This window comes from Cecembia rubra, assembly GCF_003014575.1.
Taxonomy (GTDB): Bacteria; Bacteroidota; Bacteroidia; order Cytophagales; family Cyclobacteriaceae; genus Cecembia_A; species Cecembia_A rubra.
Map to the genome: position 1 here is coordinate 243,491 of NZ_PYGF01000003.1, position 25,613 is coordinate 269,103.

Consider the following 25,613-nt stretch of genomic DNA (forward strand, 5'->3'; position numbering starts at 1 on the left):
TACTCGGCCGGTTGATAAACCGGCTTTTTTTATAGCTACAAAACCTTTTATTTTGGCAGTCGTAACTTATCCTTATGCTGCTAAGATTATATCTGGTATTAAGTTTCCTATTTGGGTCAAATTATCTCCTGAAAGCCCAGATTACCAAAGAGTTCAAAGTAAATGAAAAGGAAGGATTCAACCTTGTCCAGGTGGATTTCAATGTATACAAAGGAATCTCAGAAATCAAAAGACACAAAGAAGATAGTCCACTGCATGTATCTTGCCAATTGTCAAAGGTAAATATCCTACCTACATTTAGCCATGAAATAAAAAACAAAGTTCTCCATTCCTCCTTGGTTCACAAAAATGTTGAATCTGAAAATCTTGGCAAAAGCTTATCTTACAAACTTTTCTCCAGTAGTAATGATGATTTTGACCACAGCTGGAAAATAGGCCTGAATTCACATTTTTTATACGCACTAAATTTTCATTTTGGCATTGGAAAAGCAATGTTTGATCTTTCCCATCTACCTATTTCGAATTGTATTATCAAGTCGGCAAGCGCAGACATAAAGCTGGACTACAGCCAGAAAATGGCCAATTCGGTAAAAATGGATACCATGATGGTAAGTATCAACATGGGCACTTTGGATGCTGATCACCTCAACTTTACAAATGCTAAAAAGATGATTTTTGAAGCCAATTACGGCACACTAAATCTTTCTTTTTCAGAAAAAATGTCTGAGGCCTGCCAAATCCAAGCTATAGTAGGTGCAGGCAAAGTGGAATTTTGGCTTCAGGATGACAATCAGCCAATTATTATTAAGATCAAATCCACTGCAATGAGCAGGACAAATATCCCTAAGCATTTTAAGGAAATTGCACCAAAAACATATGTAAATAAGGCTTACAATGAAAATGCAGGAAATTTAATGAAGTTGACTATAGATGTATCTGTTGGTTCAGTCACCATAAAATAATTACGCAACTTTTATTATTTTTAGCCAAAACCTACAGCCTTGTATATTTTAGAAATCCAACATTTAAATAAATCCTACGGCAATACCAAGGCCTTGAATGAGATTGACCTGCACATTCCAAGTGGGATGATTTTTGGGATTCTCGGGCCTAATGGGGCAGGGAAAACAACCCTTATCCGTATTATTAACCAGATTATTGATAAAGATTCGGGTAATATTCTATTTAAAGGCCAACCTTTACAAAGAAAGCACATCGGTCATATCGGTTACCTTCCAGAAGAAAGAGGTCTTTACAAAAAAATGAAAGTATGGGATCAGTTGGTATATTTTGCAAGATTGAAAGGGCTTTCAGCTTCAGATGCCAATAAAAAAGTCAATCAGTGGTTGGACAAAATGGAAATTACTCATTGGAAACAAAAAAGGATTGATGATCTTTCAAAAGGAATGGCCCAAAAGGTCCAGTTTATTTCAGCTGTTATCCATGAGCCTGAGTTGATCATTTTAGATGAACCGTTTTCGGGTTTTGATCCAGTAAATGCTGAAGTGATAAAAAACGAAATACTAGCACTTAAAGAAAGAGGAGCGACACTTTTACTTTCTACTCATAGGATGGAATCTGTTGAGCAGTTATGCGATGAAATCGCCATGTTCAATAAATCAGAAAAAATACTTTCGGGCAGACTTTCAGATATCAAAAACCAGTTCAGGAATAATGAGTTTGAAATCAGCATTCAGGCCCAATACGAAAAAGAAATTCCGCATACTTGGAAACTAATAGCTGGTGGTCCGGAAAAGACCTTCTTAGTTTCATTGGAAAATCAAACCACCAATGAATTGCTTGAAGCAGCTATGCAATTAGGCCAGATCAAGGGATTCAAGGAAATCCTCCCCAGCATGGAACAAATATTTATCCAACAAGTAAAAACACATAGCAATGGATAAAATCTGGCTAGTCATAAAAAGAGAATACCTCTCTAGGGTACAGAAAAAATCCTTTCTCCTTGCAACTATCCTTACCCCACTTATTTTCCCTGCTATAATGGGTTTTTTCCTCTGGATAGCATTAGATGACCTGGAAAGGCCCATGCTCAGCATTATTGAGGTTGTGGATGAAAATAACCTGTTTTTCATAGAAAGCTCTGAACAATATGCCTTTTCTTTCTCCAAAACGCCATTAGAGGAAGCCAAAAGAATGGTAAGAGAGGGTGAAAGATTCGGTCTGCTTCACATACCGGCACAGGATCTCTCCAAGCCAAACGGAATTACTTTTTTCAGTGAAAAAACACCAAGTATGGGACTCATTACTTTCATTGAGAATAGCCTAAAAAGGAGAATTGAAGAACAACGTATGTATAAAGCCGGACTGGATCCGGAAATTCTTTCTGCTTATAGGACCAAAGTCCACATTCAAACTGTCAATCTGGACATTTCAGGTCAGGAAAAAATATCAGATGCCACCGTAAATTATGCCTTGGGCTTCTTTTCAGGTATCTTAATCTACATCTTCATTTTTGTATACGGCAATCAGATCATGCAAGGAGTAATTGAAGAAAAATCCAGCAGAATCATAGAAATTTTGGTTTCCTCTATTAAGCCTTTTCAACTCATGGTGGGAAAAATCATTGGAATAGGTGCAGTAGGACTGACCCAATTCCTGATTTGGATCGTATTACTAAGCACGGTATCTGCTTTCATAATGGGGTATTTGGGCATGAATATGCCCCAACAAGAGTTGTTAATCGCCGCAAATTCAGAATTTACCCAGGACTTATCGCCCAACAGCGACTGGATGCAAGCTCTTCAAGTAATTCAGGACATAAATTTCGTTCAATTGATACTCACGTTTATTTTTTACTTTATAGGCGGTTATCTTTTGTACGGAGCCCTTTTCGCAGCTATCGGTGCAGCGGTTGATTCCCCTTCCGAAGCTCAACAATTTATGCTTCCGATAACTATTCCTCTGCTTATTGCCTATATGGGACTTTTCATTTTTGTTTTGGATGACCCTAATAGCAATCCTTCTTTTTGGTTGTCCATAATTCCATTTACTTCACCTATTGGAATGATGGGAAGAGCGAGTTATGGCATCCCTTTGTTTGACCTTTTACTTTCAATGGGTTTATTGGTCACTGGATTTCTCTTCAGCACCTGGGTCGCATCAAAAATTTACCGAATCGGTATTCTTATTCATGGCACAAAAGTCAATTACAAAACAATCTGGAAATGGTTGAAATCTGAATAAAAAAAAACCGCAGATTGCGGTTTTTTTGTTTTATTCTTCAGCATAATTGAAACTATCCACTTGCTCTTTGACCCAGTCTTTGTACCGTTGCATACGGTACTCAACCCATTTATCATTGTATTTCCCCGAACTATCAATGAGGAATTTGAAGGCAGTTGCAGCCTTGGGCTTACTCAAAGCATTGAAAAGTTCATCTTGGAAATTCCTTTCCTTTACAATCCTTTCCGCAAAATTCTCCATCATTTGGTGTTCCTGAGCAGGTTCCATTTTAGTGAATTCAGCAAAATTATCCGGATTATCATCTATTTCATCTAAAACATCCTCTTCCTCGGGGGTAAGGTCATAGTTGAAATAATCTTCGTCATCTGGCAAGTGATGAATTTTTTTCTTATCCAATTGATAAAAACAGATCATCCCTTTCAGCAGCTGGGCCGCTATTTTATCAACTTCTTTTTCTGATAGGGTAAGCATTTGAAATTAGACATAAAATTTTTTGAAAATTAAATAACTGGCACCTAAAATCAAACTGTTTTCAACATGATTCCATTAGGATATATGGTGAACCAATAACTGTTCCAAAAGTTCGACATCAATTTCATGACCTCCTGGGTAGTAAACTTTTTTGGCTTTGATTCCCAAATCTTTTACCAGTTGATCTTGTTTCTGTAGGGATTCAGGAGTTAAGAAATGGTCCTGCTCTCCAATCGCTAAGTAACATAAGCTGTCATTTAGCTTCTCCTGGGCCATTCCAGGTTCTAAGTCATGTGCAAATCCACCCCCCCAAAGAATGAGTCTCTCAACAGGTACGGACAATTGACTCACCCAACGTGTGGCAGTGGCGGCACCCTGTGAAAATCCCAAAACTTTGAGCTTGGGCTTCTCTTTATATTTGATCCAAAGTGATTCCAGTATTCCGTTCAGAAATTGATTATTATTGATAATTGCAGACGCTCTTTCATGCCTTGTCATCCAATTGGCCCCTACCCGACCAGAAAACCCTTCCAAGTAGGAATAATTAGTTGCTTCAGGCACAACAATCAATCTATCCTCTTTAAAAAGAGGAGACAACTTTCTCAAAAAAAACTCTGAAAGCTGACCATATCCATGAAGCGCGAAGAGGATTTCTGTTTCCCCCCTATTGACCACTTGGGATGTCCGGAAGTGGGCAATATGATCATACTTGATGGTATTTTTCATTTAACTGTTCAAATCATTAAAGCGAAACGGAAGTAGTTGCTCTATGCCTTCAGCCACCAACAAATTTCCGTCAGGAGCAAGCATCATAACTTGAATGGGGGCCTGGAACTTGATTTCATATTCATTGATAGTCTGTCTGCAAAGTCCACAGGGTGTAACAGTAGCAAACCTTTCTCCAAACCTTTTTTTTGCAGAAATCACAATTTTCACCGGCCTTGATTTGGGATAATTGGCCATTGCATAGCTTAGGACGGCCCTTTCTGCACACACACCAACGGGGAAGGATACATTCTCCTGATTGTTTGCCATCAGTTTTTCTCCATTTTCCAATAACAAAGACGCACCCACCAAAAAATCTGAATACGGCGCATGGGCCTTGAACATGATTTCCTTTGCCATTTCAACCAATTTCCGATCTTCCTCAGACCAATCCTGTGATGGATATACCATCAGGGACACTTTCATTTCAATTTTTTCCTGCATGCGATTCATTTAAAAAGAGAGTGAATTAACGAAAAATAATCGGTAATTGTTCTTTTTTTAGGATTTAGGCTGATAACCTTTCAGCCTTATGGTTTTTTTGCCAAATTGTATCCAAATAAACCCCATAATACGCTTAGAGATGCAAAATATCCTGATCATCGGTGCAGGCAAATCCTCAGCTTATCTGATTGATTTTCTCCTTGAGAATTCCATTGAAAAAAACAGGAAAATTATTGTGGCAGACCTTGAGGAGGATATCGCCCAAAAAAAAATCAAGGGACATCCCCAAGCCAAAGCTGCAACAATAATAGTTGAAGATGAAGGGAATAGAAAAAGTTTAATCCAACAAAGTGACATAGTGATTTCTATGCTTCCGGCTTTTTTACATCCCATTATAGCAAAAGACTGCCTGGAAATGGGTAAGCACTTTTTCACCGCTTCTTATGAATCTGAAGATTTAAGGAAACTTAAAGATCAAATTGGTGCAAAAAACCTTCTATTTCTCAATGAATGCGGTCTTGACCCTGGATTAGACCACATGTCCGCTATGCAAGTGATTGAACGGGAAAAAGCACTTGGACATGAAATACTTTCATTTAAATCTTATACGGGGGGAGTTTTGGCACCTGAAAGTGAGGACAATCCATGGAAATATAAATTCACTTGGAACCCAAGAAATGTGGTCCTCGCCGGACAGGGCGTGTCCAGATTTATTCGGGACGGTAAATTTAAATACATCCCTTATCACATGCTGTTCCAGAGATTGGATAAAATATCCTTTGAAGATGCCGGTGAATTTGATGGTTATCCCAACAGGGACTCATTGGTTTACAGAAGAGTTTATGGGCTCGAAAGTATCCCGACCATATTGAGAGGCACATTAAGGAGATCAGGATTCTGCCAAAGCTGGAATGTATTTGTACAATTGGGCATGACAGATGACAGCTTTGAAATGGATCTACCGAAAAATTACACCTTACTTGATTTTATAGATTCCTTTCTTCCTTTTCATAAATACAAGACCATTCAAGAAAAGCTGAAAGAAATCCTCCCTTGGGTAGATGAGGAAGTAATTGAAAAAATAAATTGGCTTGGTCTTTTTAGCGCTGAAAACCTGCCCCGCAGCAAAGGAAGTCCGGCTGCTATCCTTCAGGCTATTTTGGAAAAGAAATGGGCACTAAATGAAAATGACAGGGATATGATTGTCATGCAGCACTTATTTGAAATAAAAACGCCAAAAGGTATCAAAAAGCTTACCTCAAGCTTGGTATGCAAGGGACAAAACCAAGCCTATACTGCTATGGCTAAGACGGTAGGTTTACCATTAGCCATAGCAGTTGACATGTTTTTGGAAGGAAAAATCAAAGAAAAGGGATTACTTATACCTATTTCTAAATCCATCTATCAACCGATCTTATCGGAATTGGAAAAGTACAACATTCAGTTTCAGGAACGGCAATATGAAATTTAGAGCTTAATCGCCGGGGTTCCAATTAGCAGGAGGCGTAATGGAAGCATTGCTAACAGTCCTGCAATCATCAGGGATAATTCTAGGCAGAGCCCTAAACTCGAGATCACTTCGTTTGACATAGACTGTACTTCTTTGTACAGAAGCGGCAATGAAATATCCTAATACCTTTTCATCAGGATTGTCCAAACTGATGATATTGCCTCTGATATTTGCCGGTGGCTGGTCAAAGACACTACCTGTAATACTTAATTGTTGGTCAATCAGCCTTAGAAACCTATGTGCTCCCTGAGAGATTCCCATCTGCAAAAATTCTGCACGATATGTATCTTTGAACCTCAATCCATTATCTTCTATAAAGGCAACAGGCACTACTGTATTTAGCCCATTAAAATTTTCATCTGATGCAATGGCAAATTGCTGTATTCTTGGCTTTTCGACCAAAAAACAAATATCACAGCAATCCTTTGGTGCTGGCCCTCTGGGATTGGTTGGATGAGTGGCTGGATTCGTAAAAAGCTCAGGATTGGTCACTAACACAAACACTGAGGGGTCCATTCTCCAATAATAATAATTTACCTGATCTGAAGGATCTTTGAAATGGGCAAAAAACTCTACTCCAAATCTATCTTCCAACCTATTTTCTGTAGCCAATCGGACACTTCGAAAAGAAATTTGATCAATTGGGGCTACAGGATGCACTACTTCAGGGAAGGAGGAATATTGCTTACCGTCCAGGAGCCTGATCTGTAATGTATAAGAAAGTCCTGGAATAACCCGAAATCCATTAGGTGTCTGATATTGTCCTGCCTCAACTTCTGTAAGAAAAGTGACTAATCCTTGACTATCTCTTACGCTCACTGTTGCTTGCCTCACGGGCCTGATTAAACCCTCAAATACAGAACCATAAGTATCAGTTCTGGTCAATTTGATGGTATGAGGTCCAGGATCTGTATGAATAAATCCATCTACCGTCAACAATTGCTCACCTTCCACCAAATCTACCTTATAAGGGTCGATACAGGACAAAGGAAGCGTCATCAGGAATATGTAAAATAATTTTCTAAGCATTTTCTCTAAAATTTTAAAGCATAACTCAAGGTTGGAAGCGGTACCCCTAAAATAGCCAAGCGGTAAGCTTGTGGTGGGGAACCTGGCTGATCAGCAAAGAATATGGAAAATGGATTTTTCCTGCCATATACGTTCATGACTGAAAATGTCCAGTCTCCATCATAGAATTTACCATCTCCCTGAAACTTAAAATTGAAAGAAAGATCAAGCCTATGGAAATCAGGTATTCTTTGCAGATTCCTTTGATTGAAGAAAGCTAAAGAGTTACCTGCAAAGTCAAACTTAGCTTCAGGGAAAGTTACCGGACGTCCAGTACTATAGGAAAAAGTTCCTGATAGAGATGTTGAAGAACTCAATTTGTAATTGCCTATCAAGGTCAGATCATGAGGTTTATCAAAATTGGCAGGAAACCAATTCCCATCATTGATAATCTCTTCTTCATATGGGGTAATTACTCTCCTCAATGCCCTGGAATAGGTATAACTTGCCCATCCTGTCAATCTTCCAAGATTTTTCTTGACATAAAGTTCCACACCATAAGCCTTGCCTTGTCCAGGAATAATTTCAGTTTCTAAATGATTTTGCATAAGTAACCTTGCGCCGTCTTTATACTCTACCACATTTTGGATATCCTTATAATACACTTCGACAGATGATTCAAAGATATTCCCTTTAAAATTCTTATAGATACCTAAAGAATACTGATCCACGATCTGTGGTCTTAGAAATTGGTCACTCAGTTTCCAAACATCTGTTGGTGCTATAGTGGCTGTATTTGATATCAAATGAATAAACTGATACATTTTATTGTATCCGGCCTTGATAGAGGTCTTACTATCCAAAGAATACCTCATTGAGACCCGCGGCCCCAAACCATCATAAGATTGTATCAATTCATTATCAGAGTAGGTTCTTTCTCCTATTACATTACCTGAACTCAATGGAAGATTTTCACGGTATTCCCTTACAGTCCTGGGGCCATAATATTGGTATATGTCATACCTTAAACCATAAGAAAACCCAAATTTCTCTCCGATTTCAAGTTCATGCTGGAAATAAAACCCACTCTCTCTTGCATATTCATTCTGAACTTTCTGCGGCAATACACCAGAATCTCCATTTGGGTCAGGAATCAGCTCTCCAGGCTGAATTGTAATATTTTTAGTATCTGCACCGATATTGATTCTATTTCTATCTCCCAACCTGTAAATGAAATTGAACCGCAGCCCTGTATCCACTATACCGGATTTCAGGTCGAAGTTATTGATCCCTGACTGATTGAAAATCGAGAAGTCATATAAGGTATAAAATCCAACTACATCAACACTGGCCCTTTCTCCAAAATTTCCTAGATACCTCACAGAATGACTTTGGTTGGACCAGGAAATCGTAGTATCAGATGCAAGTGCAAAATCATCATAACTGCGGTAAAAACTATACGTTATGTTATGGTTCTCATTGATTTCTCCATAAAGAATAGCATTTACATCATTAAAATTTGCCTGACTGGTCCTCAGTTGAGGGTTTTTAAGAGAGTTAAGCAACCAGTTGATATATGATCCACGGAATCCTACCTGTGCCGACAAAACTTCTTTGACAATAGGCCCATTGAGTGAGGCTTTTCCCGACACTGTACCTACCATCATATCTCCTCCCCACCTTGTCAGGCTTCCTGATTTAGGAGAAATATCCAAAATTGAAGAGCCTCTACCCCCAAATCTGCCTGGAATTATGGCTTTATAAAGTGTAAAATCATTGACAATATCAGGGTTGAAGGCAGTAAATAAGCCAAACATATGGGAAGGGTTGTACACTGGTGCCCCTGCAAACATGATCAGGTTTTGGTCTGCTCCACCTCCACGCACATTTAATCCCGAAGAAGCCTCTCCTACTTGACTGACTCCGGGCAGTGTAGCAATGGAACGGATAATGTCAACCTCACCTAAAAATGGAGGCAATTCTTTCAGGGTATTCATATTGATACTTATAGCACCCATATCAGTGCTTCGGATATTTTTCTCTGGATCCCTTCCAAATATAACGACATCATCCAGGGTAAAATCTTCTTGGATCATCGTAAGGTTTATCCTTCCTTCACCCACTGCCACTATAGGATAGATGATTGTTTCATACCCTACATACCTGAACTCCAAGATGTATTCGGCCCTATCTAAGATTAGAGTAAAATTCCCATTGGAATTAGTAATTTCAGTTTTATTTATTTCACGGACAGTGACAGTGGCACCAACCAGAGCCTCCCCGGTGATTTGATCGGTAATCCTACCCGAAATCCTCAGGTTCTTCAATTCTCCGATATCCCGCCCTACTACTGTTCTGGTTTGGGAAACCCCCCACCCTGAAAAACAAAGAGTAAAAAAGAGTATTAAGAATAAATGTTTCTTCATAGTCATTCCTTTAAAAACCTAGGGGATCAAAAACCCAAAATTCAGATGTAACCCCCAGTATCTGTAATTCTGCACTTCTTAGCACATATATCAATCCTTCATGAATAAAAACAGCTTCATTTCTGAAGGTAGGAGATCCGGTAAAATCATTTTTCTTTACCCATTCAAAATTTGTCAGGTCCAATTCCCACATTTGAATAGACCTGTTGCCAAGACCAACATATGCTTTCTGCCCAAAAACAGCCCCTATCCCCGTTCCGTTACCCAACTCTCCAGGATAAACTCCAATTCCCTCCCAAGTATTTGAAATGGTGTTATAAGCAACCATCTCCCTGTTGTCCGGATTGATAATAAATTGCCGATGTTGATAGGTGAAGTTTATCATAGTTCTATTGACTTGAAACGGTGCCTGTCCCAATAAAGTCCAAGATTGGTTATTGGGATTAAACCTATACACCAGGGAATTTGAAGTTGGGGTATTTGGGTCAATACTTCCTATTAGGTATAATTGGTTACCTATTTCAAAAGCCAGACCATTCACGGAAATGAAAGGTAAATCAGGTAACTTGATAAAAGTACCATTTTGTAACCTATAAAAATCCCTAGAAAACTCAGGTACAGTGACCGAGGTTCTTCCTCCTCCAAAATAATTTTTACTGGTGAAACCCCTCCATAAAGATTGGCCCGGAAGTGGGATTTGTTCCCAGTTGGGACCACCAACCCTATATCTCCACATGGTCTGATTGATGGTTTGGCTTCTATCAGAACCCATACCTACATAGAAGGTATTTCCTTCTTGTAAAAATACTCCATCCTGAATCCTAATCGTTGATGGAAATAGAGCCAACTGGTTGAATTTACCAGTTGTATATTTATAGAGTCCATCAAAAACCATTTCTTTGCCCTGACTTATTACTCTTATATTGACATCCGGCTGGGTACCAATAGGAGGTACCTGAACCAAAATCCTGGATTCAAAATCAATGGAAATAACTTGGGCCTTAGACGTTCCAAAGAATACTTCTGTATCAGATGTAAAATTTTTCCCGTTGATGGTAACAATTGTTCCGGCTGTTCCTCTATCAGGAGAAAACCCGAAAATCTCCGGAACCAAGGTATCAAATGGAAGGCTGTTTCCGAATATCTTTTCTCCTCCAATAACCACAAAAGATTTGACAAAATACCTCTTTCCCAATTTAAGCCCCATTGTCTCTCCAATGAATCTCCCAGGAGCTTCTCTCTCACCTAAAGAAATAATGATGGGTTGAGGATATGCTTCATTTTCATCTATATAAAATCCATGGTCTGAGGCATTGATATTTCTGGTTGTTATTATCCTTCCAGAAACCCTGATTTTTTCACCACTGACAAAAAGGATATCTTCAGTGACCAAAGAAGCATTACCTTCAATTACTTCTTCGCAGGATGAAAAAAAAACCGTTAGACAAGTTAACAGTAAAAAAAACTCAGTAAAACTTCTATTCATCACACTTAATTTTTAAAGCGGTTCTAAAATTAACCGAAATATCCATCAAAAAAAATGGCAAAGCATATTTGTCCAAAATTTTAAACCAAGATTTAAAAAATCAGCAGAAACTCCTTTAACAGGCCTGAATAAGCTAAAGTATATTCCCCGTTTTCATTCTTCATTACCAGGGATTCTGTGGATTTTTCAACCATTTCAAAAGAAAAAACCTGAATCTCCCGTATGGCAGGCTTTGACTCACTGTCTTTGACTAAAAGTTGCCATTCGGCATGTAAGTTTTTAGATAAAGCTTTCCTTTCCAGAAGTCTCATTTCTTTGGAAGGTAAAATCACCCAAAATTTGCCTTTCTCAAGTAACAAACTTTCAACCCCATCCAAAAGATCATCAAATGACAGACTGTCATTGTGAAGGGCCAGGTTTCTTTTGGTGTCTGCAGATTTAAGATGATTCGGAAAATAAGGTGGATTGCTTACTATCAGGTCAAATTTTTCTGATACTTCTTTTGAAAATGACTGAAAATCCTGGTGATAAAATGATATCCTATTCCACCAAGGACTGTTTCTTGCATTTTCTAATGCCTGATTATAAGCATCCTGATCCAATTCAACACCGGTAATTTTCATACTTCCAAAACGCTGGGCAATCATCAAAGAAACTACCCCTGTCCCCACTCCGATTTCCAGCATATTCTTTGCTTTCTCATTGCCTGCCAAAGCACCCAAAAGAACCCCATCTGTACCTACCTTCATAGCACAATGATCCTGCTTAATTCCAAACTGCTTAAATTGAAAATATGACTTGGACATGGCTAATTAAACAGGTATGAAAAGTTAAAACAAGGGACCATCTTCGGGATTTTCATATCCAAAATCAGGGGGAAGATTGGGCTTTTCAGCTGCAGCCACTGCCAATTGGTCACATCTTTCATTTTCAGGATGTCCGGCATGACCTTTCACCCATATCAATTTGGGCTTATATTTCATATGAAGAGGAATATATTCCCGCCAAAGATCCGGGTTCTTTTTATCCTTGAAGCCTTTTTTCTGCCAGGACCAAAGCCAACCCTTTTCCACTGCATCTACTACATATTTACTGTCAGAATAAATCGTAACTGGGATTCCCTTTACTTTGATCTCCTGGAGGGCCTTGATTACCGCTAACAATTCCATTCGGTTGTTTGTGGTCATCCTAAATCCCTCAGAAAGTTCCTTCCTGTGCTGCTTATATTGAAGGACAGCCCCATAGCCCCCCGGACCTGGGTTACCCTTGGCCGCCCCATCTGTATGAATGATAATCATGTCACAAATAAATAAGATTCCTGAACAAGTTGCATAATCCTTTCCAGGAACTCATTTAAAAATTAATACATCAGAACATTTCTGAACTGGTCAATGCTGTCTTGAAAATCTTGATTGAAATCGACAATAGAATTATCCCAAAAATTCTTCTTAGAACATCCAGACCTGTTTTACCAAGTTTCCTTTCGAGCCAGTTGGTACTTTTCAACACCACATATACAATCCCCAAGTTAATAATGATACCCACAGCAATATTCCATTGACTGTATTCCGACTTGAGAGTAAGGATAGTAGTAAGTGTTCCTGCCCCGGCAATAAGTGGAAAAGCAATCGGTACTATGGAGGCAGAAGTAGTGGAAGCATCTGGATCAGGTTTGAACAGCTCAATTCCTAAGATCATCTCAGCGCCCAATGCAAAAATGATAAGCGCACCCGCAATGGCAAAATCTTCCACCCCAATTCCGAATAAGGAAAGGATAGATTTACCAACAAGCAAAAACAACAACATCAATAAGCCGGCCGCAATGGTTGCCTTTCCGGATTGGACATGGCCAACCTTCTTTCTTAGGTTGATAATTATGGGTATAGAACCCAGAATATCAATGACCGAAAACAAAATCAGGGTAACAGAGAAAATTTCTTTTAAATCAAACATGCTCAATATTTTTTAAGAAAATCCATCAATTTTCCCATCTCCTGATCCGTCAGGGCAGGAAAATTGGCAATCCTAAAGCTGGTGGGCTTCAAGGGACCATAGCCACTACCTAATTGCATTCCCTCTTTTTCAGCACTTTTCTTGATCTCGCTAATAAACTCCTCTTTGCCGGAAACAGCCAAGACTGTACTACTTCTTGCTTCAGGATTTTGGATCAATAGTCTCAAGCTACCCGTTTGGGCAATGGCATCTTCCAGTTTCCTCATACGCTCCTTTGTCCTTTTATCCAAATGCTGGATTTCAGGCAAATCCTGCAAAACCCTGGACAAAAGGTAAATCCCAAGCACATTAGGAGTATAATGTGTCTGATAATTCTGAGCATTTTCAAGCATAAAATTCAGACTGTTATACCTTCCCTTTTCCCCTTTATCCTTTGCTTTAGCAATAGCCTTTGGAGAAATCAATAAAATCCCCAATCCAGCAGGAAGTCCAAAGCATTTTTGAACGGAGGCATACCAGATGTCTGCCAAAGAAAAATCCAACTCAATTCCCGCCATGGAAGAAGTGGTATCCACTGCAATCATTTTTTCCGGATACTTCTTTGCAATGGCCGAAATGGTTTTATTGCTTACCTGAGTGGCATTTGATGTTTCATTCTGTGTAATGGCTATCAAGTCAAATTCATCACCAATATTCAGAGATTCCACATCGATAGTCTCCTCAGCATCAATTTTGTGGGCAAAGGTTTTAGGCTCTATGTATTTGGCATATTCAAACCATTTTTTTCCAAATGAGCCGGAAAAAATATGGTAACTCGCTGATTGTACAATAGACTGGGCAATGATTTCCCAATTTTCGGTCGCCGATGAAGTAAATAATAGCCTAAACCCTTCTGGCATGTGCAATTTTTCCCGCATCAAAGTCTCGGTTTCCTGATACAGATTCATAAAAACAGCAGAGCGGTGATTAGCGCTTAATATGCCCTGATTGTAGGCATCTAAAAGATATTGGGGCAGTTTGTCATAAACCTTTGACGGCCCAGGTGCAAATGTGATCATGGTTATTAAGGTTTGAGAAAATACAAAATGCCTAATTCATAGCCCTTGAGGCCCAATCCAGAAATCATACCTACACATTCCTTGGAAATGATGCTTTTGTGCCTGAATTCCTCTCTTTTGTAAATATTTGATATATGAACTTCAAGAACAGGTGTTTTGACTCCTGCAATGGCATCAGAAAGAGCTACAGAAGTATGGGTATATCCTCCGGCATTCAAAAGGATGGCATCATAACTGAATCCTACCTCATGGATTTTATTAATGAGTTCGCCCTCCACATTGCTCTGGTAATAGCTGAGCTCCACTTCAGGAAACCTGGACTTGAGCTGATGAAAATATTCTTCAAAGGAAGTGCTACCGTAAATTTCTGGTTCCCTCTTTCCCAAAAGATTGAGATTAGGGCCGTTGATTATGATGATTTTCAAGATTCTTATTGTTGGTGGTTTCGGGTCATAAATTTAAGCAAGGTTTTGGTTTGAATACCGATATTCGTTAATTATCTAAACAGGAACCTTAAATTTGATTCTTCATGATAAACTGGAGCAGATAAGAAAGACCTTTCAGTTGCCAATAATGGGCATGGCACTAATGATTGAAGAGTCTACCTCAGGTTCAAATGATTCTCTTGAAAGCTGTGGTTCGGAACAAGGGTCTTTAAAACTTAATTCTAATGCCTGTACATATTACCAACATTTAAAGAATAGAAAGTGCAATAACTATTTTATGAGCAGCTGGTCCAATCAAATCCGTCAATTCCAACATTACCTGAAACTCGAAAGGTCCTTAAGTGAAAATTCCATATTGGCCTATCAACAGGATATGGATAAGTTAAGTCGATTTATGGAAAAAAATTTCCCCGAGCTTAGTCCAGCAGAAGTGACGCTGCAGCACCTGAGGTTTTTTGTGAATGGTTTGGCGGAACTGGAAATTTCCGAATATACCCAAGCACGGATCATTTCGGGCATCAAAGCATTTTATAAATTTCTGGTCTATGAAGACCGCATTTCCGAAGATCCAGCGCAATTGCTGGAGGCCCCCAAACTCGGAAGGAAGTTACCTGACACCTTGAGTTACCATGAAATCAGCCAAATTCTGGAAAGTATCCCCCTTGGAGAACCTGAAGGCCATAGGAACAGGGCCATGTTGGAAATTCTTTACAGTTCTGGATTGAGGGTATCTGAGCTGATTGACCTTAAAATCGGCAATATATATGAGGATGTAGGCTTTTTGAGGGTATTCGGGAAAGGAAATAAGGAGCGGCTCGTTCCAATCGGAAGGGATGCATTGAAATACCTAAGAATCTACTTGGAAGAATTCAGGAGGGATATAGAGGCAGCCAAGGGACATGAACAGTTTGTTTTTTTGAACAGAAGAGGGAAAAAACTTTCCCGTGTGATGGTTTTTTTGATCATCAAAAAACAAGTGGAAGTCATTGGCCTCAAAAAGAATGTCAGTCCACATACCTTCAGGCACAGCTTTGCTACCCATTTGATTGAAGGAGGGGCAGACCTAAGGGCGGTTCAGGAAATGCTGGGGCACGAAAGCATCACCACCACGGAAATTTACACCCACCTAGACAGGGATTACCTGCGCCAGGTGCTCAATGAATTTCATCCCAGGAAATAGAAATCATGAGGATTTCAGGCAATTCTTGAAGGACATTTGATTGAATTGAAGTTTGTATTGGAAGATCCTCAAAATTATTCACTGACTTTGCCCAAAAGGATTAATTTTGCATGCGTCATAAACCTCCTTAAGCGTGTACAAGTCTATTATCAAGCCTATTCTTTTTAAGAAAGATCCAGAAGATGCCCATCATTTCACTTTTTCATTGATTAAGAAGACATTTAACCTACCTATACTCAAACCGCTAATCAAATGGTTTTTCAAATATGAAAACCCGGTTTTGGAAAGAGAGGTCTTTGGTTTGAAATTCAAAAATCCTGTTGGCTTAGCAGCAGGATTTGATAAAGACGCCAAATTGATTGACGAAATGGCGCTGTTGGGATTTGGCTTTATAGAAATAGGAACACTTACCCCAAAGCCTCAGGAAGGCAATCCCCTGCCCCGTCTTTTCCGCTTACCTGAAGACGAAGCATTGATCAATAGGATGGGCTTCAACAATGGCGGAGTGGAAGAAGCTGTTAAAAGACTGAAAGCACGGCAATCCGATATTCTTATTGGAGGAAATATCGGTAAGAATAAGGTGACCCCTAATGAAAATGCGGTATTAGATTACCTCTACTGCATGGAAATTCTACATCCTTTTGTAGATTATTTTGTCGTCAATGTCAGTTCACCAAACACCCCAAACCTTAGGGAACTTCAGGAAAAAGAGCCACTTAAAAAACTCTTGACGGAGGTCAAAACCGCCAATATCAAAAAAAAGAACCCAAAACCTGTCCTATTGAAAATCGCACCTGATCTGACCGTAGGCCAGTTGGATGATATCATTGAGATCGTTTTGGAAACTAAAATTGACGGAGTTATTGCCACTAACACTACTATAGAAAGGGATTTGCTTCAAGCTCCAAAAGAGCAAGTCCAACGCATAGGAACAGGTGGTGTCAGTGGGAAAGTATTGTCCAAAAGGAGCACGGAGGTGATCAAATACCTGGCCACCCAATCCAACCATGCATTCCCTATCATTGGTGTGGGTGGAATTTTCTCTGCACAAGATGCCATAGATAAATTGGAAGCTGGAGCTTCTCTTGTCCAGGTTTACACTGGCATGATCTATGAAGGCCCCGGAATGATAAAAAGAATCAAAAAAGGTTTAGCCCGATATTTGGGCAAGCAATAAAAGGAAATCCTTATATTTCGACAATCTTCCATAAGACTAAGAGACTGCCCAAACAAACAATGGCTTCAGATACACCTAGAGCAAATACTTTTAGAAAAAAGAACGACCCAAAACAAAAGCCCAGTTCAAGTGGGAAAAAATGGTTCTCCATGTCCTTCACCCAGGACAAAAGAATTCCATTGACAATAGGGATCATTCTGATTTCATTTTCCCTTTTCCTGTTTTTTGCTTTTATCAGTTACTTATTTGAAGGAAGGGCAGATCAGGATCTTGTCGTATCCCCAATAGACCAGGACATCAGGAGCACTGCAGAGGAAGCAAGAAATTGGCTTGGATTGTTGGGTGCCCAGCTTTCCCATGTATTTATTCACAAATGGTTTGGAATTGCATCTTTTTTATTGCCCCCTTTCCTGTTTCTACTTGGTGTAAAAATGGCTTTTAGAAAGTCGCTTTATTCTCTGTCCAGATACGCAACTTTCGCCTTGTTTTTCACTTTTTGGCTTTGTCTGCTTACCGGGTACCTGGTACAAAAATCTGATGGTTATCATACCCTAGGAGATCTGAGTGGAGGTTTTGGTGTCGAACTGGGGATATTGGCGGATAACTTTCTGGGCTGGGGAACATTTATATTGATTGTCGTTTCATTGCTAATTTTCATTGTCTTTTTCTTCAATATTGATCAGTTTAATTGGTTTACTTACGGCCAAAAAGAGGATACAGGTTTTGATGGAGCTAAATTAAAAAAGTCTCCATTTGATTCTAAAGCAGTTGAAATCGAGGATGAGTTGGACGAATTGGATGAAGAAAGCCAGCTTGAGGAAGAAGAATCAGAAGATGATGGGAGTTCATGGACTATTGCTTCAGATGAAAAAACCCCAAAAGCCCCTTTATCCTCCCCTGTATTCAATGTAGAAGAAACAAAAGTAGAGGAGCTCATTCCATCAGAAAATTTATCAAAAGCTGAAGAAAAAAGATTTTCGGTCGTCACAGGTGATAAGGAAGAAAAGACCGCTGCCGAAGTGGAAAACCTGGATCCCTATGATCCAAAATTGGATCTACCACAATACCAATATCCAACCTTGGATTTATTGAATGAATATGATTTCCAAAAAGTGACTGTTTCAAGGCAGGAATTGGAGGAAAACAAAAACAAGATTGTTGAGACACTTGTGAACTTCAAAATAGGCATTCAGGAGATCAAAGCAACTATTGGACCGACAGTAACTTTATACGAGATAGTCCCTGACCCAGGAGTAAAAATCTCCAAAATCAAAAACCTGGAAGATGACATCGCCCTGAATCTTGCCGCATTGGGCATCAGGATCATTGCCCCTATGCCAGGCAAAGGCACAATTGGTATTGAAGTACCAAATAAAAACAGGGAACTGGTACCTGCAAAATCGGTACTTGGTACTGAGAAATTCATGAAGAGCGACAAAGATCTTCCTGTAGCCTTAGGTAAAACCATTTCCAATGAGGTATTTGTGATGGATTTGGCCAAAATGCCCCACCTACTTATGGCGGGTGCCACAGGACAGGGTAAATCAGTAGGTCTGAACATGATTCTGGCCTCCTTGGTTTATAAAAAACATCCGGCACAACTCAAATTTGTACTGGTGGATCCCAAAAAAGTGGAATTGACCCTTTTCAATAAAATAGAACGTCATTTTCTGGCCAAATTACCTGGTTCTGAAGAAGCAATTATCACAGATACCAAAAAAGTAATCTATACACTCAATTCCCTTTGTATAGAAATGGACCACCGCTATGACCTGCTCAAAGATGCAGGATGCAGGAACCTGAAAGAATATAATGCCAAGTTTATCGCAAGGAAATTGAACCCCGAAAAAGGACACAAGTTCATGCCGTATATTGTGCTAGTCATTGACGAGTTGGCTGATTTGATGATGACAGCAGGCAAAGAAATTGAGGCACCTATCGCCAGACTTGCGCAATTGGCAAGGGCTATTGGTATCCACTTGGTAGTTGCAACCCAAAGACCATCTGTCAATGTAATTACCGGAATCATCAAGGCCAACTTCCCTGCAAGACTATCATTCAGGGTAACTTCCAAGATAGATAGCCGAACTATTTTGGATTCAGGTGGAGCAGAACAGTTAATCGGTATGGGAGATATGCTACTTTCTCAGGGTTCCGATGTTACACGGCTACAATGTGCCTTTCTGGACACTCCGGAAGTAGACGCCATTTGTGATTGGATAGGTGAACAGAAGGGCTATCCGGATGCTTATCTTTTACCTGAATATGAAGGAGAAGAGGGAGATAACGGTATCACTGATATAGATCTCGCAGATAGGGATCCATTATTTGATGACGCTGCCAGGCTTATTGTGCTTCACCAACAAGGTAGTACCTCCTTGATTCAAAGGAAACTCAAATTGGGCTACAACCGGGCAGGAAGAATTGTAGATCAATTGGAAGCAGCGGGCATAGTAGGTCCCTTTGAGGGCAGTAAGGCCCGAGAAGTATTGATCCAGGATGAAGAAAGTTTGGAACGGTTATTGAACAGCCTATAATACCGTAATCAGGATACAGGAAAGGTTTAATGTAAAAATCAAATGTTGTTTCGAAAGTTTATATGGATTGTTTGCATTTTCGGGCTCCTTAGTCAAACAGCTTATAGCCAGAAGGACCCAAAAGCCAAAGCAGTTTTAGATGGTGTTAGCCAAAAATACAAGTCCCTTAAGGGAATGAAAGCGAGTTTTGAATTTTCAGATGGAAGGATGCAGCCCAGAAAAGGTGAAATCGCCATCAAAGGAGAAAAATACCGCATCAAATTACCAGATCAGGAAATTTTCAATAATGGAAAGACAGTTTGGACTTATATAGAATCCTCAGGTTATAAGGAAGTGACCATCAATAATGCAATTGACATGGGTGATGAGCTTACCCCTTCTTCTGTCTATACCATTTACCAAAAAGGCTACAACTACCGGTTGATAGGTGAAAGAACTGAAAACAAAGTTGTACTCCAGGAAATTGAACTATTGGCTGAAAAATCATCCGCTCCATTTAAGAAAGTGGTACTGACAGTGGACAAGGAAAAAAAGGATCTTTTGGGTTGGGAAATTTATGATGACCAGGGCGATGTTTTCAAATATAGGTTTACAAGTATCAATACCAATGCAGATTTACCTGATGAATACTTTGTATTCAATCCCCAACAATACGGAAAAGTAGAAATTATCGATCTGAGGTGATTTTAATCCCGCACGGCATGCGGGATTATTTTTTATCCCTACTTTTGGAAAAAATCCAAAAATATGAACAGAAAACAGCTCTTTGAACAAATACAGAACAAATCCTCTTTTCTATGTGTAGGCTTGGATACGGACCTATCAAAAATCCCAGGCCACCTACTTAAGGAAAAAGACCCTGTTTTTGAATTCAACAAACAGATCATTGATGCCACTGCTGATTTTGCTGTTTCCTACAAACCCAATATTGCTTTCTATGAGGCTTTAGGACCTAAGGGTTGGGAGAGTCTACAAAAGACTTTGGAATATATTCCCAAGGAAATTTTCACGATTGCCGATGCCAAAAGGGGAGATATTGGCAATACTTCTTCCCTTTACGCTAAAGCTTTTTTTGAAACCATGAATTTTGACTCCATCACTGTTGCTCCTTACATGGGAGTGGATAGTGTAAAACCATTTTTGGAGTTTGAAGGAAAATGGGTCATCCTCTTGGCCCTGACATCAAATGAAGGCAGTAAGGATTTTCAATTATTCAGTTCAAAAGAAGGTAAGCCACTATTTCAGGAAGTCCTTGAAAAAAGCAACCTATGGGGAAGTCCAGAGAACATGATGTATGTGGTTGGTGCAACGAGAGGAGAAAAAATAGCAGAAGTAAGGAAAATAGTACCCAATCATTTCTTTTTAGTTCCAGGAGTGGGTGCTCAGGGAGGAAGCTTGGAAGAAGTTGCCAAATTTGGCATGAATAAGGATTGCGGATTGCTTGTAAATTCTTCCAGAGGAATAATTTATGCTGGCAATGACCGTAATTTTGCCCAAGCTGCCAAAGGCGAAGCCAGAAAGCTTAAGGAAGAAATGAAAGTACTTCTTGAACGTTATCTGTAAAAGTCTAAAGACACCTAATCCTGAAGATTCTTTCCAGGTTCAGCGTTAAGGCTGTAAATTTTGGATTACGTTCCCAAAAGACATACGGAACCAAAAAGGAAAATAACAAAGAGGTATTTCATTCATTTCAATTTTTCATTAAATTAAGTCCTTATTTATAAATCTACAGATTTAATTTTTAAACGGACTTTTATTTATGGATTTTCAGGAAAACTTTCTTCAAACAGTCTGGAAGTATCAATATTTTGATAAAAAAAATCTACAGACCACGACTGGGCAGAATCTTGAAGTAAAAAAAATCGGTTTTCACAATTTTCATGAAGGACCGGATTTTTTGGAGGCTCATCTTAGGATTGGGAGCCTGGATTATCATGGACATGTTGAAATCCACAAAAATGCTTCTGATTGGATGCAACATGCCCACAGTAAGGATGAAAAATACAAACCAGTGATCCTCCATGTTGTTTACAATAATGATGTGCCTATCTTCCACAGGGATGGAAGTCCCATTCCTACCTTGGAATTAAAGGGTAAAATCCTGCTTGATGTCATCCGCAACTATGAAAGGTTAATCGAAAATAAAGCTGAAATCCTTTGTAGCGACAGCATTCATAGCATAGCCCAAATCATCAGATTTTCCATGTTGGAAAAAGCTCTTGTAGAAAGGCTGGAACTCAAATCAGCGAAAATCCTGGAAATCCTCCAAAAAACAGGAAATGACTGGGAAGAGACTTCCTACCGATGGATGTTTTATTGTTTTGGATTCAAGACAAATTCCGAACCTATGTTGCAGCTTGCTGAATCCCTTCCTTACAAAATTCTACAAAAACAGGGAAGCAAAAACATGGTTTTAGAAGCACTACTTCTGGGTCAGGCAGGCTTACTTTATGAATTTGATAAAGATGAAAGAACAATTTTCTTAAAATCCGAATATGATTTTTATCAGAAAAAGTATGGATTGAAGTCTTTTCTTAGCCAACATGACTGGAAGTTTATGGGAGTTAGACCAGGCAATTTTCCCTATCAAAGAATTGCCCAACTGGCCAAGATCATTGCTAAAAATCCGGCCTTATTCTCTACAATTTTGGATGCTTCCCAGAGCCTTGGGAAGTTCAAGGAAATTTTCACCATTGAAGCAGATCTCTATTGGAAAGAGCACACAAGACCAAGAGTACCTTCTAAGAGAATGATGGCAGGCTCACTGAGCAAAAACACCATAAACCTACTGGTTATCAATTTAATAACACCATTATGGTATGCCTATGGGCGATATATTAACGATCCGGATTGGAAAGAAAAATGCTTTGAATTGCTACAAGAAGTTCCAACGGAAGACAACTTTATCATAAGAAAATTTGCAAAGGTTGGCTGGACCGGAAACGATGCCTTTTATAGTCAGGGTATGATCGGCCTTTATCATGAATATTGCAAAAATAAACGATGCCTGGAATGTAAAATCGGACAGAACCTACTGAAGCCTACAAAAAGATGACTTTTGTTTTAAACCTCGATTTGCCGTACTTTTGCCATCCAATTTACTACGAACATGGACAAACCGGTAATCATTCTTGGTGCAAAGGGCATTGCCCATCCAGCCTTGGAAATCTTCAACAGCAACCAGATCATTGTATATGGTTTCCTGGACGAGGATGAAAAGCTCCATGGCAGTGAAATCAATGTGGTGCCTGTTTTAGGTCATCCGGAAGATGATGGCTACCTGAAATTGATCGGCAAAAAATGCGAGGCCTTTGTGGCGGTAGATGACAATAAATACAGAAAATTTCTGGTAGAACTGCTCAATGAAAAAAGGAAGGTACAGCCCGTCAACGCAGTGCATGGAAGGGCTTATATTTCAACAGATGCTGCCATTGGACACGGCAATTTCATCAATGCCAACAGCCATGTGGGTGCGGGTGCAAAGATTGGAAACCACTGCCTCATCCACTCAGGGGCCATAATTGAGCATCAGGCAGAAGTGGGGGATTTCGTCCAGTTGGGTGCAGGCTCGGTGATCAATTCTAATGTGAGCATTAAAGAAGGAGCATTCATCGGTTCAGGGGTAGTAATCGTGGCAGGAATTACCATCGGCAAAGATGCGAGAGTAGGTGCTGGATCAGTGGTAATTGCTGATGTCAAAGACGGTGAAACTGTTTTTGGAAATCCTGCTGCCCCAATTAAAAAGTAAAAATTAATCCAATAAATAAAACCAAAACACCCTGCCGGAAACAGGGCATTAGTTATGGAAAACAACAATTACAGCATACTGCTTTATTATTGCTATGCCCAGATCGAAGATCCTGAGGCATATAGGGAAGAGCATCATCTTTTCTGTATTGAAAACAACATCAGAGGACGCATCATCATTTCCCCAGAAGGTCTGAACGGAACTGTATCAGGTCTAAAGGAAGATTGTGAAAAGTATATGGCCTACGTACATTCAGATCAAAGATTCGCCAAAACCGAATTTAAGATTGAATCCCATGACAAACATGCTTTTGCCAAAATCCATGTGAGGGTAAAACCTGAAATTGTACACAGTAGCCTGCGTCATATTGATCCCAATGTAAAAACAGGAAAACATTTAGAACCAGAAGAATTCAAGGCATTAAAAGACCAGGATGATGTTGTCATTTTGGATGTGCGATCCAATTATGAACATGAACTGGGAAGGTTCAAAAATGCCATTACTCTGGACATTGATAATTTCAGGGATTTTCCGGAAAAAGTAAAAGAGCTGGAACATTTGAAAGGAAAGAAAGTACTCACTTACTGTACAGGTGGCATCAAATGTGAAAAAGCCTCAGCTTTTCTTTTGGAACAAGGCTTTGAGGATGTTTACCAGCTTCACGGAGGCATCATCAAATATGGCTTAGAAGCCGGAGGGGAAGATTTTGAAGGCAAGTGCTATGTGTTTGACAACAGAATTGCCGTAGATGTCAATAAGGTGAATCCAACTGTCATTTCAACCTGCCATGTCTGTGGTACCGAATGCGACAGAATGGTCAATTGTGCCAACCCAACCTGTAATGCCCATCTCCCGATTTGCGAAAAATGCGGTTGGGAAATGGATGGTGCCTGTTCGGTAGAATGCAAGGAAAATCCAGAAAAAAGACCTTATGATGGCACAGGCTATTATCAGAAAAACACCAACGGATACAATCCCTATAAGGGACTTTTCAGAAGACAGGACAAGGAAAAAGTAAAAAAAATCATCCATGAAGAAAAGGATTCCAGAGTCAGAGCTGATCATTAATCCAGATGGAAGTATTTATCACCTCAACCTGAAGCCAGAACACCTGGCTTCAACTGTTATTGCCGTAGGCGATCCGGAAAGGGTGCAGAAAGTTTCCAAAAATTTTGACAGCATAGAATTCAAAATTTCCAAAAGAGAGTTTGTTACCCATACAGGCTATTACAAAGGAAAAAGAATTACAGCTATCAGTACCGGCATGGGTACAGATAATATTGAAATCTTCATGACAGAGCTGGACGCGCTCGTAAATGTGGATTTCGTCACCAGGCTTCCAAAGGACACCCATACTTCTTTGGACATTATCAGGATCGGAACCTCTGGTAGCATGCAAAAGGCGATAGCCGCCGGTTCACTACTTGCTTCTTCCTACGGAATTGGCCTGGATACTTTAATGGCTTTTTATTCAACGAATTATAGCTCCCTTGAAGAAAAAGTTGGCCAAGCAATTCAAAAAGACCTAAAGCTTTCCTTCACGCCATATTGTATTCAAGGTTCAGAAAAACTTCTAGAGCAGGTCGGTAAAGGATTGATTATTGGTAATACCGTAACATGCCCGGGTTTCTTTGGACCTCAGGGTAGAGAAGTAAGGATCAAACCCGCAATTCCGGATATCATTGAAAAACTGAGCAAGATAGATGTAGAAGGCTTTCAATTGACCAACTTCGAAATGGAAACAGCAGGCTATTATGCTATGGGCAGGTTATTGGGCCATGAGGTGATAAGCTTAAATGCCATCATCGCAAACAGAATTACACATGAATTTTCAAATGATGCTTATGGCATTGTGGATCGCTTGATCTTGGAAACCTTAGACAAATTGGTGGAGGCATAAGCCCCACCAATGGCTCTTTTTTGTTGAATTTTTTCACTCTTCCCAGAAATTTCCACTATAAGACATTACCGCTTACACAAGTATTTTACAGTACAGACGACTTAAAACACATTGGTGTATATACATATTTTTTTCCAAACCCTTACCAAGCCTGAGCGTTAATTAAAATAAAGCAATAATTGAACTTATTTGTGAATGAATAAAATTTAACCACTAATAAGTTCTTATTTTAAACTTCAAAAAAGGCAAAATTTATTGGTATTCTGAGTCCATTAGAATCATAAAAACAGATAAAAATAA

The 25,613-nt window shown here is 39.5% G+C and carries 24 protein-coding genes; 13 read left to right on the forward strand and 11 right to left on the reverse strand.

The genetic code is table 11. The features are described from left to right. Positions 1-74 precede the first annotated feature (74 nt). Genes CLV48_RS08050 through CLV48_RS08060 form a run of 3 tightly spaced genes read left to right on the forward strand, consistent with a single transcriptional unit; the run spans position 75 to position 3,204 of the window. Positions 75-962 carry a hypothetical protein gene (locus tag CLV48_RS08050; RefSeq protein WP_106566765.1) on the forward strand — a complete coding sequence of 296 codons (888 nt, stop codon included), beginning with the start codon at positions 75-77 and terminating at the stop codon, positions 960-962. Between the two features lie 39 nt (positions 963-1,001). Then, positions 1,002-1,904: an ABC transporter ATP-binding protein gene (locus CLV48_RS08055; RefSeq protein WP_106566766.1), complete on the forward strand. Its 903-nt coding sequence runs from the start codon at positions 1,002-1,004 to the stop codon at positions 1,902-1,904. Further along, positions 1,897-3,204, forward strand: coding sequence for an ABC transporter permease (locus CLV48_RS08060; RefSeq protein WP_106566767.1), 1,308 nt, complete (start codon positions 1,897-1,899; stop codon positions 3,202-3,204). Before CLV48_RS08055 ends, CLV48_RS08060 begins: the two co-directional genes overlap by 8 nt. 30 nt (positions 3,205-3,234) lie before the next feature. On the opposite strand, the gene CLV48_RS08065 is transcribed toward CLV48_RS08060, so the two are convergent. From CLV48_RS08065 to CLV48_RS08075, 3 genes are all read right to left on the reverse strand, one after another. Beyond that, positions 3,235-3,675 (reverse strand): UPF0158 family protein, encoded by a 441-nt coding sequence (locus tag CLV48_RS08065; RefSeq protein WP_106566768.1) that lies wholly within the window; start codon positions 3,673-3,675, stop codon positions 3,235-3,237. A gap of 75 nt (positions 3,676-3,750) precedes the next feature. Continuing rightward, on the reverse strand, positions 3,751-4,401 hold the full coding sequence (locus CLV48_RS08070) for an alpha/beta hydrolase (protein WP_106566769.1): 651 nt from the start codon (positions 4,399-4,401) through the stop codon (positions 3,751-3,753). After that, on the reverse strand, positions 4,402-4,884 hold the full coding sequence (locus CLV48_RS08075) for a cytidine deaminase (RefSeq protein ID WP_106566770.1): 483 nt from the start codon (positions 4,882-4,884) through the stop codon (positions 4,402-4,404). It lies immediately after the preceding gene. Positions 4,885-5,023: 139 nt separating this feature from the next. On the opposite strand from CLV48_RS08075, the gene CLV48_RS08080 reads away from it, so the two are divergent. Then, positions 5,024-6,355, forward strand: a complete 1,332-nt coding sequence (locus CLV48_RS08080) for a saccharopine dehydrogenase C-terminal domain-containing protein (protein ID WP_106566771.1) — start codon at positions 5,024-5,026, stop codon at positions 6,353-6,355. A 3-nt stretch (positions 6,356-6,358) separates the two neighbouring features. On the opposite strand, the gene CLV48_RS08085 is transcribed toward CLV48_RS08080, so the two are convergent. From CLV48_RS08085 to aroQ, 8 genes are all read right to left on the reverse strand, one after another. Continuing rightward, positions 6,359-7,423 carry a DUF4249 domain-containing protein gene (locus tag CLV48_RS08085; protein ID WP_106566772.1) on the reverse strand — a complete coding sequence of 355 codons (1,065 nt, stop codon included), beginning with the start codon at positions 7,421-7,423 and terminating at the stop codon, positions 6,359-6,361. A gap of 5 nt (positions 7,424-7,428) precedes the next feature. Next, positions 7,429-9,828 carry a TonB-dependent receptor gene (locus tag CLV48_RS08090; protein ID WP_106566773.1) on the reverse strand — a complete coding sequence of 800 codons (2,400 nt, stop codon included), beginning with the start codon at positions 9,826-9,828 and terminating at the stop codon, positions 7,429-7,431. Between the two features lie 10 nt (positions 9,829-9,838). Next, on the reverse strand, positions 9,839-11,314 hold the full coding sequence (locus CLV48_RS08095; RefSeq protein ID WP_106566774.1) for an IPT/TIG domain-containing protein: 1,476 nt from the start codon (positions 11,312-11,314) through the stop codon (positions 9,839-9,841). Positions 11,315-11,406: 92 nt separating this feature from the next. Then, positions 11,407-12,120: a tRNA1(Val) (adenine(37)-N6)-methyltransferase gene (locus CLV48_RS08100; protein ID WP_106566775.1), complete on the reverse strand. Its 714-nt coding sequence runs from the start codon at positions 12,118-12,120 to the stop codon at positions 11,407-11,409. Positions 12,121-12,144: 24 nt separating this feature from the next. After that, the gene (gene rnhA, locus CLV48_RS08105) at positions 12,145-12,612 is read right to left on the reverse strand and encodes a ribonuclease HI (RefSeq protein WP_106566776.1); all 468 of its coding nucleotides are present in this window, start codon (positions 12,610-12,612) and stop codon (positions 12,145-12,147) included. Between the two features lie 70 nt (positions 12,613-12,682). Next, complete coding sequence (locus tag CLV48_RS08110; RefSeq protein WP_106566777.1) at positions 12,683-13,267, reverse strand: MarC family protein; 585 nt, start codon at positions 13,265-13,267, stop codon at positions 12,683-12,685. Positions 13,268-13,269: 2 nt separating this feature from the next. Further along, the gene (locus tag CLV48_RS08115; RefSeq protein WP_106566778.1) at positions 13,270-14,325 is read right to left on the reverse strand and encodes an aminotransferase class V-fold PLP-dependent enzyme; all 1,056 of its coding nucleotides are present in this window, start codon (positions 14,323-14,325) and stop codon (positions 13,270-13,272) included. Positions 14,326-14,330: 5 nt separating this feature from the next. After that, positions 14,331-14,750, reverse strand: coding sequence for a type II 3-dehydroquinate dehydratase (gene aroQ, locus CLV48_RS08120; protein ID WP_106566779.1), 420 nt, complete (start codon positions 14,748-14,750; stop codon positions 14,331-14,333). A 298-nt stretch (positions 14,751-15,048) separates the two neighbouring features. Here aroQ and xerD point away from each other — a divergent pair, with 298 nt between their 5' ends. From xerD to CLV48_RS08165, 9 genes are all read left to right on the forward strand, one after another. Next, positions 15,049-15,951 (forward strand): site-specific tyrosine recombinase XerD, encoded by a 903-nt coding sequence (gene xerD / locus CLV48_RS08125; protein WP_106566883.1) that lies wholly within the window; start codon positions 15,049-15,051, stop codon positions 15,949-15,951. Between the two features lie 133 nt (positions 15,952-16,084). Then, complete coding sequence (locus CLV48_RS08130) at positions 16,085-17,128, forward strand: quinone-dependent dihydroorotate dehydrogenase (protein ID WP_106566780.1); 1,044 nt, start codon at positions 16,085-16,087, stop codon at positions 17,126-17,128. 59 nt (positions 17,129-17,187) lie between these two features. After that, a complete protein-coding gene (locus CLV48_RS08135; protein ID WP_106566781.1) occupies positions 17,188-19,665 on the forward strand; it encodes an FtsK/SpoIIIE family DNA translocase in 2,478 nt (825 codons plus the stop codon). Positions 19,666-19,707: 42 nt separating this feature from the next. Continuing rightward, entirely contained in the window at positions 19,708-20,349 is a 642-nt protein-coding gene (gene lolA1, locus CLV48_RS08140; RefSeq protein WP_106566782.1) for an outer membrane lipoprotein periplasmic chaperone LolA1, read from the forward strand. A gap of 63 nt (positions 20,350-20,412) precedes the next feature. Beyond that, on the forward strand, positions 20,413-21,228 hold the full coding sequence (gene pyrF / locus CLV48_RS08145) for an orotidine-5'-phosphate decarboxylase (protein ID WP_106566783.1): 816 nt from the start codon (positions 20,413-20,415) through the stop codon (positions 21,226-21,228). Between the two features lie 196 nt (positions 21,229-21,424). Continuing rightward, a complete protein-coding gene (locus tag CLV48_RS08150; protein ID WP_106566784.1) occupies positions 21,425-22,720 on the forward strand; it encodes a DUF2851 family protein in 1,296 nt (431 codons plus the stop codon). A 54-nt stretch (positions 22,721-22,774) separates the two neighbouring features. Beyond that, positions 22,775-23,413 (forward strand): acetyltransferase, encoded by a 639-nt coding sequence (locus CLV48_RS08155; protein WP_106566785.1) that lies wholly within the window; start codon positions 22,775-22,777, stop codon positions 23,411-23,413. Positions 23,414-23,467: 54 nt separating this feature from the next. Further along, a complete protein-coding gene (gene trhO, locus CLV48_RS08160) occupies positions 23,468-24,481 on the forward strand; it encodes an oxygen-dependent tRNA uridine(34) hydroxylase TrhO (RefSeq protein ID WP_106566786.1) in 1,014 nt (337 codons plus the stop codon). Then, on the forward strand, positions 24,444-25,313 hold the full coding sequence (locus tag CLV48_RS08165) for a nucleoside phosphorylase (RefSeq protein WP_106566787.1): 870 nt from the start codon (positions 24,444-24,446) through the stop codon (positions 25,311-25,313). Before trhO ends, CLV48_RS08165 begins: the two co-directional genes overlap by 38 nt. The last annotated feature ends 300 nt before the right edge of the window (positions 25,314-25,613 follow it).

What these genes read in the sequence shown, in the direction of transcription:
- CLV48_RS08115 (WP_106566778.1), bottom strand. Translation starts at nt 14,325, where the DNA reads ATGATCACATTTGCACCTGGGCCGTCAAAGGTTTATGACAAACTGCCC.
- CLV48_RS08095 (WP_106566774.1), bottom strand. Translation starts at nt 11,314, where the DNA reads ATGAATAGAAGTTTTACTGAGTTTTTTTTACTGTTAACTTGTCTAACG.
- CLV48_RS08065 (WP_106566768.1), bottom strand. Translation starts at nt 3,675, where the DNA reads ATGCTTACCCTATCAGAAAAAGAAGTTGATAAAATAGCGGCCCAGCTG.
- CLV48_RS08075 (WP_106566770.1), bottom strand. Translation starts at nt 4,884, where the DNA reads ATGCAGGAAAAAATTGAAATGAAAGTGTCCCTGATGGTATATCCATCA.
- CLV48_RS08165 (WP_106566787.1), top strand. Translation starts at nt 24,444, where the DNA reads ATGAAGAAAAGGATTCCAGAGTCAGAGCTGATCATTAATCCAGATGGA.
- CLV48_RS08060 (WP_106566767.1), top strand. Translation starts at nt 1,897, where the DNA reads ATGGATAAAATCTGGCTAGTCATAAAAAGAGAATACCTCTCTAGGGTA.
- CLV48_RS08080 (WP_106566771.1), top strand. Translation starts at nt 5,024, where the DNA reads ATGCAAAATATCCTGATCATCGGTGCAGGCAAATCCTCAGCTTATCTG.
- xerD (WP_106566883.1), top strand. Translation starts at nt 15,049, where the DNA reads ATGAGCAGCTGGTCCAATCAAATCCGTCAATTCCAACATTACCTGAAA.
- CLV48_RS08050 (WP_106566765.1), top strand. Translation starts at nt 75, where the DNA reads ATGCTGCTAAGATTATATCTGGTATTAAGTTTCCTATTTGGGTCAAAT.
- CLV48_RS08135 (WP_106566781.1), top strand. Translation starts at nt 17,188, where the DNA reads ATGGCTTCAGATACACCTAGAGCAAATACTTTTAGAAAAAAGAACGAC.
- trhO (WP_106566786.1), top strand. Translation starts at nt 23,468, where the DNA reads ATGGAAAACAACAATTACAGCATACTGCTTTATTATTGCTATGCCCAG.
- CLV48_RS08085 (WP_106566772.1), bottom strand. Translation starts at nt 7,423, where the DNA reads ATGCTTAGAAAATTATTTTACATATTCCTGATGACGCTTCCTTTGTCC.
- pyrF (WP_106566783.1), top strand. Translation starts at nt 20,413, where the DNA reads ATGAACAGAAAACAGCTCTTTGAACAAATACAGAACAAATCCTCTTTT.
- lolA1 (WP_106566782.1), top strand. Translation starts at nt 19,708, where the DNA reads ATGTTGTTTCGAAAGTTTATATGGATTGTTTGCATTTTCGGGCTCCTT.
- CLV48_RS08090 (WP_106566773.1), bottom strand. Translation starts at nt 9,828, where the DNA reads ATGAAGAAACATTTATTCTTAATACTCTTTTTTACTCTTTGTTTTTCA.
- CLV48_RS08100 (WP_106566775.1), bottom strand. Translation starts at nt 12,120, where the DNA reads ATGTCCAAGTCATATTTTCAATTTAAGCAGTTTGGAATTAAGCAGGAT.
- CLV48_RS08150 (WP_106566784.1), top strand. Translation starts at nt 21,425, where the DNA reads ATGGATTTTCAGGAAAACTTTCTTCAAACAGTCTGGAAGTATCAATAT.
- CLV48_RS08110 (WP_106566777.1), bottom strand. Translation starts at nt 13,267, where the DNA reads ATGTTTGATTTAAAAGAAATTTTCTCTGTTACCCTGATTTTGTTTTCG.
- CLV48_RS08155 (WP_106566785.1), top strand. Translation starts at nt 22,775, where the DNA reads ATGGACAAACCGGTAATCATTCTTGGTGCAAAGGGCATTGCCCATCCA.
- CLV48_RS08070 (WP_106566769.1), bottom strand. Translation starts at nt 4,401, where the DNA reads ATGAAAAATACCATCAAGTATGATCATATTGCCCACTTCCGGACATCC.
- rnhA (WP_106566776.1), bottom strand. Translation starts at nt 12,612, where the DNA reads ATGATTATCATTCATACAGATGGGGCGGCCAAGGGTAACCCAGGTCCG.